The sequence below is a fragment of the Allobacillus saliphilus genome (assembly GCF_018138385.1).
Classification (GTDB): domain Bacteria; phylum Bacillota; class Bacilli; order Bacillales; family Alkalibacillaceae; genus Allobacillus; species Allobacillus saliphilus.
Map to the genome: position 1 here is coordinate 15,035 of NZ_JAGSIE010000038.1, position 14,084 is coordinate 29,118.

At 34.6% G+C, this 14,084-nt stretch carries 8 protein-coding genes; all 8 read left to right on the top strand.

The features are described 5' to 3' along the window. The first annotated feature begins 1 nt into the window (after window position 1). Complete coding sequence (locus KC820_RS11600) at window positions 2–2,161, top strand: glycosyltransferase family 2 protein (protein ID WP_212371205.1); 2,160 nt, start codon at window positions 2–4, stop codon at window positions 2,159–2,161. Further along, a complete protein-coding gene (locus KC820_RS13560; RefSeq protein ID WP_212371207.1) occupies window positions 2,136–3,530 on the top strand; it encodes an ATP-grasp fold amidoligase family protein in 1,395 nt (464 codons plus the stop codon). Before KC820_RS11600 ends, KC820_RS13560 begins: the two co-directional genes overlap by 26 nt. Before the next feature lie 24 nt (window positions 3,531–3,554). Beyond that, the gene (locus KC820_RS11610) at window positions 3,555–5,186 is read left to right on the top strand and encodes an acylphosphatase (RefSeq protein WP_212371209.1); all 1,632 of its coding nucleotides are present in this window, start codon (window positions 3,555–3,557) and stop codon (window positions 5,184–5,186) included. Window positions 5,187–5,225: 39 nt separating this feature from the next. Continuing rightward, entirely contained in the window at window positions 5,226–6,860 is a 1,635-nt protein-coding gene (locus KC820_RS11615) for an acylphosphatase (protein WP_212371211.1), read from the top strand. A 560-nt stretch (window positions 6,861–7,420) separates the two neighbouring features. After that, on the top strand, window positions 7,421–8,854 hold the full coding sequence (locus KC820_RS11620) for an acylphosphatase (RefSeq protein WP_212371214.1): 1,434 nt from the start codon (window positions 7,421–7,423) through the stop codon (window positions 8,852–8,854). Between the two features lie 104 nt (window positions 8,855–8,958). Beyond that, window positions 8,959–10,011 (top strand): CapA family protein, encoded by a 1,053-nt coding sequence (locus tag KC820_RS11625; protein ID WP_212371216.1) that lies wholly within the window; start codon window positions 8,959–8,961, stop codon window positions 10,009–10,011. Between the two features lie 41 nt (window positions 10,012–10,052). Then, window positions 10,053–11,651, top strand: a complete 1,599-nt coding sequence (locus KC820_RS11630; protein WP_212371218.1) for an ATP-grasp domain-containing protein — start codon at window positions 10,053–10,055, stop codon at window positions 11,649–11,651. Window positions 11,652–11,676: 25 nt separating this feature from the next. Continuing rightward, the gene (locus KC820_RS11635) at window positions 11,677–13,326 is read left to right on the top strand and encodes a YheC/YheD family endospore coat-associated protein (RefSeq protein WP_212371220.1); all 1,650 of its coding nucleotides are present in this window, start codon (window positions 11,677–11,679) and stop codon (window positions 13,324–13,326) included. The last annotated feature ends 758 nt before the right edge of the window (window positions 13,327–14,084 follow it).

The following is a 14,084-nucleotide window of genomic DNA, read 5'->3' on the forward strand; positions in this document are numbered from 1 at the left end:
TATGGTAAACCGGGATCGGGTACCGAAAACTGAATTTGCTCAACAGATTAAACAGAAAGAGATGGAAAAAGAAGAACTGCTTTTAGAGCGTAAAGATATTCGCATGCAATTGAAACAAAAAAGAAGAGCGTTTGGTGAAATTCAGTCTGTAGTGAAATCCGTTGGCAAGCTAAAAAGGGATGCCACACGCCAAGTAAAATTGCTCGGTGGAATCGCGCTTAGACGGAGAGATCCTAGACAGCTCTATAGCAAATCATATAGACAAAAACATGCTGAAAATCAACTGAAGAAATACAGGATGTATTTATATGAGTACGGGTTGGAAGAAGCTGTCTTGCAAGATCTTAGAAAAAAATTCGCTAATCCTAAAAATAAGTACGAAAAAGTAGCTATCGCTAAAGAACTTCTATTATGGCATGCCAACCAATATACGAGCTTTGACGCTACGGCTGCAATGCCTTATGTGAAAACATTGGCCAACGCAGTAGAAGACGACAAGCAGATTCAACAGTTAGCCATTATGGAATCAGAGTTGCTTATGACACTTGAACGGCCAGTTATGGCAAAAGAGATTCTTCTTCGAGCAAAAACACTTAAAGAGAATCCTGATGTTCTGCTTGCCTTAACTAATATGGAAACAAAGATAAATGCAAAACTCGACTGGATCAATCAAGTTCTCACTGACTATGGACTGGAGACCATTTATCTAAATTCCAAGAAAGCAACAAGCCTTTATGATCGTTTAGCAGCAAAGGCACCAGAAGCGACAATTGAAAACGGACCGAAAGTATCAGTATTATTACCGGTATATAATGCAGCAAACGGAATTGAAACAGCGATTGATTCAATCTTAAAACAAAGCTGGAAAAACATAGAGCTGCTTGTGATTGATGATCAAAGTACAGACGACACAACCCAAATTGTCGAATCATATGTAGAGAAAGACAATAGAGTACAGCTTCTACAAACACCAGAAAACAGTGGCCCCTACGTTGCACGGAACATTGGGTTGACGAATGCCACTGGAGACTTTGTTACAGTCAATGATGCAGATGATTGGTCACATCCAAGGAAAATTGAACGCCAGGTGAATCACTTGCTTGAGAATCCAAGTATTATTGCTAACACGAGTGAGCATGCCAGATTGACAGAGGATTTGAATTTTTACCGAAGGGGTCTCTTTGGCAGATTCATTTTTCCAAACATGTCTTCCTTAATGTTTAGAAAAGAACCTGTCATGACGAAAGTCGGTTACTGGGATGAGGTACGATTCGCGGGTGATGGAGAATATAAACGCAGGTTAGTCCATGTATTCGGTAAAGAAAGCATCGTCGACTTGGAAACAGGACCGTTATCATTACCAAGACAATCAACAAATTCTTTAACGGCCAGCAGTGCTTTTGGCTACGACGGTCATTTTAAAGGCGCACGAAAAGAATACGTGGAAAGTTTTGAGTCGTTTCACAGCCAAGCAGAAACACTCCACTATCCACAACACCAAAAAGAACGACTTTTTCCAGTACCAGAACCAATGAAACCAGAACGGAAAAAAGCGAGGTGGGAAGCTAGACATTTTGATTTCATCATTGCAACGGATTTTCGTCAGCCAAATGACCGGTTGATTCATGAATTACAACTGTTAAAAAAGCTCGGGAAACGGATTGGATTCGTTCAATTAGTAGAATACAGACATCAAGCGCCGAAAAAAATTGATCCATTATTTCGAAATGAAATTGACGGCGATATCATTCAAATGATTACGTATGGCGAGAGAGTATCTTGTTCATTGTTATTCGTATATCGATTGAATGGATTGCAAGAAATCCAAAAATTCATTCCAGAAATACAAGCTCAAACCGTAAAAGTGATTTTATATGACGAAAAGAGCATTCGATCAAATAAAATTCAACCAGTGAGATTATCATCACATCGACTACTCCAATACTTCAACCGTAAAGGAAAATGGTATGTGGCTGACAAAATCCTACGAGAAAAGCTGCATGAAAACCATTCTCGTGAACTGCGAAATATTGACTTATCGAAAAAAGATTGGCCCAATGCAAAGACAGAACCTGAAAAGTACCAATCACTAATTAAGGAATTTCTCAGTCCACACGCAAAGGAGGTAAATCATAGTGAAAAAAATCAACAACTCATATAATCAATCTTCCTTTGACGATGTCGAAATGGACGATGAACTTCTAGCTAAGAAGCTGTATAGACTCGAAAGTGAAATTGCACAAATTAAACGAGAAATCGATAGTGGCAAGAAGGAGATTCAGCAAATCGAAAATAGCCGTACGTGGAAAATTGGAAATAGGTTGAAGTCCGATAAGGTAGAAACTAATTCTTCTGCAAATGAAGAAATAAAAAATAGATTAAAAACAATGCAATCATCCATCTACACATTACAAACTGAATTGAACCGACTCCGCATCGACGACCGGCTACTAAACACATATCAAATGATGCAAACCTTGACAGATGAACACCAAAAGGGAAATCTGATTCATTTTATAGAGAACCTTGTATATCAAAAGAAGGTACATGATAAAAACTATCTCGATACATTCCACCACGCCATTCGACTATTTAATCGACCTGAAATGAAAAAATACCAGCTAGTTGTATTTGACTATCTTCTTCAAACAATGGCAGCAGAAGATGTTTCAGAACCACTGGTGCGCAGCGCATTGTCTGACGACCCATTATCTTTACAGTCGGTTTCATCATTTCGAGGCAGCTTAACGAAACGAATCCGTCAACACCAATTGAATGGCCCACTTTCCGATTGGATCTTGGATGATAAATCGGTAGCATATCAATTCGTTGATCAACTAGGAATCAGAAGACCTACAACGAGTGAGATAGGCTATACGAAAGATGAGCTTCCCTTAAATGAAGGAACCGTTATTAAACCATTGGACGGCGCAGGCGCGCGCGGTGTTTATCTCTTACATACAGCTAACAATATTGTCGACATTAAACGAAATCAGACACTACGCGACACAGAACAACTACGCGAACAAATGGAAAAAGACATACAAACAAAATGGGTCAGTGAAGATTCTTGGGGTTATGAAGAATTAATTTACGAAAATCAAGAGAACAAACAACCTGCAAGAGATTTGAAATTTTATAGTTTTTACGGAAAAACCCCACTGATTTTGGAAATCATCCGATATCCAGAGATGCAATATTGTTGGTGGACTTCTGAAGGAAAACCATTACTTACGGGTAAATACAATGATCAATTGTTCAAAGGAGAAGGATTCACTCAAGAAGAATTAGAACAAGTCAATGAAATCAGTCGACAAATCCCGTCCCCTTTCATGCGAATCGATTTTTTGAGGGGAGAAGAAGGGTTAGTTTTCGGGGAATTTACTCCAAAACCCGGCAATTATGATGAATTTGATGAAACAATCGACCGCTGGTTAGGTGACTGTTTCTTAGAAGCCGAAAATCGATTAGTGACAGGCATGTTACATGGGAAGAAATTTGACGCATTTAGCGATATACTTAAGGTATAGAGAATAAAATGGAGGCTTTCAACAATGAACGAGCAAGATAACCAATGGCTGAAACACCTTCCGCCTGAAATATTAGATGGAATTCAAGGTAACTATCTTGATTCCTATGCTATTGCTTTAGAGGGATGGCGTAGAGGACTGACGTTGAAGTGGCATGTGAAAGACAGTGAGAAGTTCAAAGAAATGGAAACATGGTTTGTGGACGAGCCTGGCCAACTGTTTTCGTTATCCGATGGAAATAAAACACATTATTTCTTTCGAAGCCGTGGAGATCTCGTCTCCAATGAAGCAGTTCAAATTGGTAAAGATAAAACAGCTACGAAAGAAATTTTGAAAAAGAACAATATCCAAGTTCCTGAGGGGAAATCATTTCCTAAAGATACGGCGAAAGAAGAAATGGTCGAATACGCTACGCAATTAGGTTTTCCAATAGTCATTAAACCTAAAGACGGCAGCTTAGGGAAAGGTGTCTTCACATATATACTTTCTGAAGGAGAGCTGGATTACTCGATTAATGAATTAAAAGAACAATTCCCTCATGAAGATATCATTATTGAGAAACATATTGATGGTGATGACCTTCGCTTATATGTCGTGGACGAACAGGTAGTTGGGGCAATTAAAAGGTTGCCACCCAATGTGACAGGCGACGGCAAAAGTACCATCCGCGAACTAGTGAGACAAAAGAATAACGAAAGAAAAAAGAATCCAAGATTGATTAATTGTCAGATAAAAAATCGCAAGGAAATAAAAGAGTTTATTGGAAGAAAAGGTTTGACCCTTGATTCTATTCCTGAGTCCGGAAAACAAATCTTCTTAAGTAAAAAATGTAATATATCAATGGGAGGAGATCCAATTGATGTATTAGATTCCATACCGCATGAAGTGAAAGAATTGGCAATTCGCGCCTTGCGTTCTATTCCAGGACTTACACACGGCGCGGTAGATATTTTAATGAATGAAACTGATGGAGAATTGAATGAAGCTGCTGTATTGGAAATTAACCCGACAGCACAGCTCGGCGGAATTTTATTTCCTATTCAAGGAGCATCTAGAGATGTTCCAAAAGCAATTATTGATTATTACTTTCCAGAAGCAAAATCAATTTCGATTGACAATTATACTATGTATTTTCCGTTTGACGATGTCATTGAACCACTAATAAACCGTCAATCAACAGTTACAACAGTTACACCTGCGCTTGAAGGGAAAATCTACAAAAAGAGATATATTGTGACTGGTGATGTATCAAATATTGGCTACCATCGAGGGCTCCGAAAGCAAGCTTTTGAAAGAGGGTTACATGGATTTGTCTTAGGATTAGAAGGCGGAGACATGGAAGTGGTTGTAGCTGGTGTTAATCCAGAGATGGTCGATGACTTCAAAAATGGTTTCTATGAAGATCCCGAACGAGGTCAAGTCGAAAATGTGTTTAAAAGTAATTTTACTGGCTTCGTTAATATCGGATTTGAAGTGAAACGAGAGCTTAAAACACAAATTGATGAAATCAAACAGATGCGTAAAGAGCTAGAACGGATTGAATCGGAAGTTAAAAAATCAGAAAAAGAAAGACGAAAGCTGGAACGAAGCCTCTCCTGGAAGGTTTCAAGCCCAATTCGAATCGTTGGGGGATTGGTCAAAAAGGTCAAGAAGTAATTAGGTGCAAGTGAGATTTTAGGAGGCGTAAAAAATAAAATGCAAGAACAACAAGGTATAAGTTTACCTCATTTGACAAATGAAGTTGTCAAAAACGCACGAAAAACAAGATTAGATGCATTCGCCGTTGCTTTGGAGGGATGGAGAAGAGGTCTGAAGTTGAAGTGGTATACAAAAGACTCTGAACACTTCCAAGATATGATTATTTTTGGAGTTAACCCACCAGGCAGATTATTTTCACTCAGTTCAGAAGAGAGGACTCATTACTTCTTTCGAACGCGAGGAGACAAAGTTCAAAACAGCGCTGTTGAAGTCGGATCAGAAAAAGATGATACAAAAGAAGTTTTACTTGAAAAAGGTGTACCAGTCCCTCTTGGAAAAGGATTTGAAGCTGAATCAACAGATGAAGAAATTATTGAATACAGCAAAAAGCTTGATTATCCATTGGTTCTTAAACCGACAAATGCTAGTTTAGGAAATGGTGTCGTAACGAATATCCAAGACGACGAAGGTTTTTTAAAAGCTTTAGAATATGTTCGAAGAGATTTAGGTTATGGGGAAGTAATCGTTGAACAATTCGTTAAGGGTGAAGAATACCGGGTATATGTCATAGAAGATGAAGTAATTGCAGCATATAACCGAAAGCCAGCAAACATTACAGGAGATGGCGTTCATACGATAGAGGAATTGATTGCATTAAAAAATAGAGAACGACGTAAAAACGCGCGTTTAAATAGCTGTCTAATAGATATCGATATCGAAGTGCTTGAATTTGTAGAATCATTTGGTTATACGATGGAGAGCGTCCCGGCGAAAGGTAAACAGATTTATTTGCGACAAAAAACAAATGTTTCATCAGGAGGAGATCCGATTGATGTTACAGACACAATCTCGGATGAAGTAAAGCAAATAGCTATTGATGCGGTAAAAGCAATTCCAGGTCTCCTTCATGCGGGTGTTGACATCATTATTAATGAAAACAGAAATATTGATGCGGAAGGATTGGTTATTGAAATTAATCCAACAGCTCAAATTGGTGGAATACTTTATCCACTTGAAGGTCAGGCAAGGGATATTCCAAAAGCTATTGTTGATTACTATTTTCCAGAGACAAAAGGTTTTGATACTTCTAATTCGAAGATATATTTTGATTTGGTCGAAGTGTTAGAGCCACTGGAAAACCGTACGGCGTTAGAAGTCGAGGTAGCCCCTGCACCGCAAGGGAAATTGTCGATGAGAAAATTCACTGTTATTGGAAACGTTCAAAAATATAGCTATCACCAATGGCTGAAAAAGAAAGCATTTGATTTAGGTGTCCATGGTTCGATACACAATAATGTATTTGATGAAATTGAAATTGTCGTAGCCGCTGAAACGAGTAAACAAATTTATGAGTTTAAAGAGCAAATTAAAAACTGTCCTCAGCATGCAACAGTAAATAGTATTAAAGAAGAAATGTACCATGAACCAATTACAATAGGCTTTGAAATTACTGAAAAATTTAAAGCAACGAATCCTAAGTCAGTCAATTATACACATCGTAAAATGGAAAAAGACTTGATTAACAAGCAACGATATCTAAATAGAGTAAATAAAGACATTCAACATATTTATAACAGTCGTTCTTGGAAAGCTACAAAACCTCTTAGAAGTATTAAAAGGCGTTTGAGATAGTGGTTTTATTAAATGAAATTTCACCCACAAAAAATTAAATGTCAAAGTGAATAGGTTACACTTACTTGGATAGATTTTATAAGGTCAATTAAACTTACTTTAATAAAAGTGAACCGAGAGTTTGATCAATAACAAGAACTATAGGTGATTGTCAGTGATTTAACTTACGTTAGAAATCAACAGAGTTGACATTACATTTGCATATTGGTTGCTTATATAATAGAGAAATTATCAGTCATAGTGCGGGTACGTGCACAAAGTGCATAGATAGCAAGCGTGAACTTCCAACAATGCGAACTTACCAGATGAAGCAGAGGGCGTCGCGGCCCGTATCTGGATAAGTGATGCGTTCATGGTATCTAATGCATGTTGGCTGAAAGGAGAATAGCTTTGTTTCTTTCAGCTACCAGCAAATGCCCACCACAGTCCCCAAAAGCTGTCAAAGGCGGCGTCCATGAAGTGGGCAAATTAATTATAACACCTTAAAATGTTTGTCCAGTTTAGTGTTGACATACCAAACAATAAATAAATTTAGGAAGGACTGAGTTAAGTTGTTGAATATGAATAGTGATTGGTTACCACATTTAAAAGATTGCGTTCCATCAACAATAAGTGGTGATAGACTCAGTATTTATTCTATTGCTTTAGAAGGCTGGCGCAGAGGTCTCACCCTGAAATTTTATGGTCATAGAATGAAAAGAAAAAATAAGTTAATTATTAGGTACTCACTAACAGATGATAGTAAAGAAGTTAACTTTTCATATTCAACTGGACCAGATGTAACACAGGAAGCTAGAAAAATCTGTAGTAGTAAAATGTTGACGAAAGAACAATTAGATAGTGCTAATGTTCCTACCCCATCGGGAAGAAGGTTTGAAAAAGAAGTTGATATTGAGCAAATTATAGATTATGCGAATTCGGTAGGTTTTCCAGTAGTTATAAAACCAAGTGCAGGAAAGATGGGTAATGGCGTTGTTCCGAATATACAAAATGGCGAGGAATTAAAACAAGCAGTTTACAGGGTTAGAGAAGTATTGGGATATAATAGAATAATCTTGGAAAAGCATATAGTTGGAGATGAATATAGGGTATATGTCATTGGAGAGCAAGTAATAGCTGCTATGAATAGAATCCCAGCAAACGTTAAAGGAAATGGTAAAGACACCATTAGAGACTTGATAAAAAATAAAAATAGTTTAAGAAAGAGTATACCAAGTGTTCGTAGAAGGCCAATAAAAATTGATTATGAAACTAAAAGAAGCATTAAACAGTCAGGTTATAAATTGGATAGCATATTAGAAAAAGATAAAATACTGTACTTAAAAAAAACAAGTAACATTTCAGCCGGTGGAGATCCAGTTGACTCAACAGATGTTTTACCTAACCATATTAAAGAAATTGCTATCAACGCTGTGAAAGCTATCCCCGGATTATCTGAGGGGGGTGTCGATTTAATTTATGATGAGAAGACAAATGAAGGTAATGTTATAGAGGTAAATACGAATGTAGGCATTGGGGGTCATTTATTTCCGCTTAGAGGAAAAGCTCGGGACATACCAAAAGCTTTAATAGATTACTATTTCCCTGAAACACAATCTAAAGTTGTAAATGAATACCTAGGGAATATATACTTTGACTTTACGAAAGTTACAACATTAATAAGAGACGGAGTTTTAAATGAGTTTACTCTTCCTTCCCTGAACTATCAAACATTTATTGGAAAAAAGTTTGATGTATATGGTAATGTACAGGGGGTAAACTTTAGGAATTGGGTTAAGAGGAATGCAAATTTTCTTGGTTTAAGTGGTACGGTTAAGAATATGTCTGATGGAAGCGTAGAGGTAATTGCTTTTGGATGTGATAAAAATATTAATGAACTAAAGGAATTATTTTTCACAGGAACTCCTCGTAAAGTAAATGTTGACGAAATAAAAGAATATGACTGGAAAGAACCAACAGAGTTAGGGTTTTCTATCTTAGAAAATGTTAATTAGATAAAATATCATTACTATTCAAGTAAGCAACCTGAAATTATTTTTTTTACCAGTAAAGATTAAATAAATTTTTCATAATATATGTTTGTGAACGAGGTGACAAAATGGCGGGCAAAAATAAAGTAGTATCACTAGCCGCTACTGGGGATATACTATTGCATGGACGTGTCTATGGGGGAACAAAGAAAAAATCTGATTATAAATTAAAAGAGCAATTACAAAATGTTAATGAGTTATTAGTAAAGCAAGATATAACTGTTGTAAACCTTGAGTCTATTATAGCTGGACAAGAAATCGGACTATCATCTTTTCCTAAATTCAATGCACCCGTGGAGCTCGGTTATGTATTAAAAGATATGGGAGTCGATATAGCTTCAATCGCGAATAATCATGCCTTAGATAGAGGAGAAGAAGCCCTTAAAAAGTCAATTAATAACTTGAAAAAAATAGGGTTAGAATATGTTGGTGCTCATAATTCCTTTGAAGATCGAGATACTTTAAGAATTATTAATAAAAATGGTTTAAGAGTTTGCTTTCTATCTTATACAAAAGATACAAATGGAATAGTTAAAGCATTAAATACAAAACCTTATCTAGTAAATAGCTTGACCCACACGAAATTGATATCAATTATAAGGGAAATAAGAAGAATAAAAAGAAATGAAATTGCCGACGTTGTGGTTGTTAATATGCATTTTGGTGAAGAGTACCATTTGGAACCATCATCAGCTCAGCGAGAAATCTCTGCATCGCTGGCAGATGCAGGGGCGGATATCATACTGGGACATCATCCGCATGTTTTGCAACCCCCTGAATGGATTGAGACTTCAAGAGGGACAAAAACTTTTGTTGCTTATTCACTTGGTAACTTTTTTACTGGTCAGAATGGATTGCATAGACAAATAGGGTCAGTCCTAACATTAGATATAAGAAAACCTAGCAAAACCTATGATAATATTGAGATTTCTAATCCCACGTATAATTTAACATTTGTAGAGAGAACAAAACCAAAAAAATATGTAATTCATTTATTTAGAGATTGGATTAAAAATAATAAACATATTGAAACGAAATACGGACGGTTTTCGCCCGAGGATGTTTATAAGGATACTGTAGCTAGACTACGCAAGAGTATTTCGAATCTGAATGTTAAGTAAATAGTTAAAAATATAAATGTCTATTTTGAAAGGTAGATAATATGAAATACTATCAGCATACAATAGAAGGATTGAGAAATTCTATACCAGTTGAGGCGTATGGTTATACAGTAAGTATGTACAGTGTTGCGTTAGAAGGCTGGAGAAGAGGTTTAACACTCAAATTTATTAATAAAAACAGAAGTAAGGCTAAAACAGTATATTCTCTTTCTGATGGTAGGAAAGAACATGTTTTTACCGTAACAAGAGGAGATATAGTTCCGCCTGAGGCAATAACCATTTGTGTAAACAAAGATATGACTAAAAAGCAACTTATGCAAAATGGTGTTCCTGTTCCTGCAGGTATAATTTGTGATGAAACTTTTACAGATAAACAAATTATTGAAGCTGCAAATGAAATTGCTTATCCGTTGGTAGTAAAGCCTGTAGATGGAACCGGTGGAAAAGGGGTTATTTCAAACATACGAAATGAAGATGAACTTAAGAGTGCTATTAATTATGTGAAGCACCAATTAAATTATAAAACGTTACTTATAGAAGAATATTTTGAGGGTAAAGATTATAGATTATATGTGATAAATGATAAAGTTGTAGCTGGTTTGGAAAAACTACCAGCTCATGTAATTGGTGATGGAGTTCGAACGATTAAGGAGTTATTAGATAAAAAAAATGACGAACGTACTAAATCACCAGCATTAAGAAATAGGCCCATCAAAATAGACAGTGAAACTCACAGTTTATTAAGGAGATTAAATTATACAGTTGATAGTATACCAAATGATGGTGAAAAAGTTTTTTTAAAAACAAAGAATAACATTTCATCTGGTGGTGATTCGATTGACGTAACAGATGAATTATCTGAAAGAATTAAAGAGATAGCCGTTAACGCTGCTAATGCGATACCTGGATTAGCTCAATGTGGAATAGATATGATGGTAAATAAGGAAGAAGATAAAGGTGTAGTCTTAGAAATTAATTCAAGGCCGCACATTACTGCACATCTATTTCCAATGAGTGGACACGCAAGAGATATCCCGAAAGAGATAATTGATTTTTACTTTCCTAATTCAGAACAAAACTTGGATAAGCCGCTTTATTATTTTGATTTCAAATCCATCTTTAATACTTTTTCAGAAGGTTTGTGTAAAGAATATGTAGTACCGGACGTACCAAAGGGATCGTTGGTATCAAAAAGATTTAGAGTTACTGGTGTGCATGGAAGTACAGGTTATTTAAAACGAGTACAAAGTGAAGCAATTAAATTAAAGTTAAATGGCTATGTCAAGCATTTAAAAAATGGTGAAACCTCTATAGTGGTTTCTGGAAAGACTAAGTCTGTTGAAAGATTTGAAACAATTATAAATCAAGTGAATGAGAGATATAGTGTTACAAAAATTGTTGAAAAAAGATGGACAAAACCTGTTCAAATAGGTTTTGAAATTAAAAAAAATTCAACGAAAAATAGAGATAACAAGATGCAAAAAAATAGGAGTAAAGAAAAGAAAAGCATTGATATGGATCAATCACTATTAATTGAACGAGATTATTATAGAGAGCAATATCTCAACATAATAAATAGTAAAGCTTGGAAAATAACAAAACCTCTTAAATCAATTAGGAAAATACTCAGCAATAAATAACTACTTTAAATTAAAGGAGGATAAAGTGAATAACTATACCCTTAAAATTAAAAAAGAAAATTCATCATTATTTGTGGTTAGTGAGGAAACGGCTCAAAAACTTAAAATTGAATTCTTAAAAGACACTTTAATTAAATTTGGGTTGGGTTCTGCGGAGATAACCATAGTAATAAGTAAGAGTTTACCTGATAATGAAATTTACATTTCGGAGAATATTATTAATAAACTTAATATCCCAACAATTTGTACTTACAATATCACTGTAAATAATAATCAGATTATAGTCGGACCATTTATCGGCATAATTATGGGAGAAAAGAAAAAACAATTATACAATAATGTCAGGATATTAAACAATTATGTTAAAAAATACAAGAAAATTAATGGTGCAATATTTGGTTTTACAGTAGATGGAATAAACAAGTATGATTTACAAATTACTGGATTACTATATAATCCACAAAAGAAGTTCTGGGAAACTAAGAAATTACCATTCCCTGGTTCAATAATTAAAAGAAGATTAATTACTCAAGAGTGGCGTGAATATTTGAACTATTTTTACCCTGATGGAATTTATAACTATAAACCACTAGATAAGTGGCAAGTTTACAAAAGATTAATCCAGTTTAAAGAACTGTCAGACTTTTTACCTCCTACTGATCTAGTTAATAAATTTAGTGATATTACGGACTTTTTGCTTCAACATAAAAATATATATTTGAAACCTTCTAACGGTAACCGAGGAATCGGGATATATAACATTATTCAATATAAAGACAAAGTAACTGTGCAATCAAGAGGAAAAGATACTAACCATATTTGGGAATTTGATAGCCACGAAGAACTTGTTAACTTCTTAGAAGAAAATTTAAAAAAAGAGCAATATATTATTCAAAAGACACTAAATTTAAAAGTTGATAATAAATCAATTGATTTTAGAGTTGGGTTAGATAAGGACCAAACTGGTAATTGGAAGAGAAATATGTTTGTCGCAAGGATAAGTGGTGAAAATAGTATAGTTAGTAACGTAGCAAGGTCTGAGGGTACGGTTAAATATCCGCTCGAAGCACTTTGTGACTTATATAATTTTTCACCATCCGTAGCAAAGGATTTTGAACAAAAACTCAAAGATTTAGGTGCAAAAGTAGGAAGAGCAATAGATGATACAGGGCTCCATTTCGGAAAGTTAGCATTAGATATCGCAATAGACAATGAAAGTAAACTTTGGATTATAGAAGTAAATAATAAAAGTCCAAATGACACGATAATGCGGTTATTAGGTGATAAGGATAAGTTTTATCAGATACGTCTCACAAATATGCTATACGCAAAGAAGTTATCTGGATTTGAGATTCATACAAATGAAAATTTCTTAAACTTTAATTTAAAAGAAGAACAAGATTTAAACTTAAACCAAAAGATTGAAAGTAAAATATATATATCTATACCTGGAAAACAAAAAAAGTTCAAAGACTATATCAATGAATTAGATAAAGTATATGATTTAAGCATAAAATTTATAGAACCGATTAAAAAAAGGAGAATTGTAATAGTAAAGGTAGAAGGAGTAAAAGAAACCTTCTATAAATTTATAGAGGAAATAAACAAAGGTATGTATAAAAATAATATTAAAGGCATTGCACTAAAAGATATGAAAGTATTATCAAATGAATAATTTCAGATAGTATCGATAGTTACAATGAGAAGAAAATACTTACTTTTGAAGTAAAAATGACTAATTTGTTTTTTGAATGTTATTTTATTCTTCCTATAAATTTAATCAGGCTAGAATATCACTAGTCCTCAGAAGTTAAATTTGGCGCCAATCCTTATCTTTTAAAGATTGGCGTTTATTTTTTATTCAATTTTATGAAACATCATTTGCAGAGTGTTCGGATAAATACTTTCGTAAGTTGCTTAAAAATATGAAACAAACTTAATGCATTTCTCATTTTCACTTTGATCAAATGGGAAATTCATGTATATGAAAACACAATTCGCTTCCCATCGACACAATGCTCATTGTTAAAATCCTGAAAACGATGCCATATTCTTGTTAGACTAATTCACTGTGATCGTTCATTCGAAATTATATCTTTATCATAACAGATAGTAATTTGGTTTAGAGGTCGAATGAAACAGGTGTTTTTCATAAGAAGTGTAGAGGCGAGTATATGCAATATTGCAAAATATCTTTAAAAGTAGTAATAGTGGCTTAAAGTAAAACAAGGAACTGGAGAATTAAGAGAGGTTATTCAAACTAAGAATATGTTGTTGGCTATGCAATGTTCTATTAAATATTCTCATATTATATTTGTTTATCAGTAATTCAAAATTGATCCGCTAATTAAGGTAATGTATTTTGCAATAAAAAAGTACATAATTCTGCAATGAAAAATACATAAGATTGCCAGCCCGTTAGTAGTTCTTAAG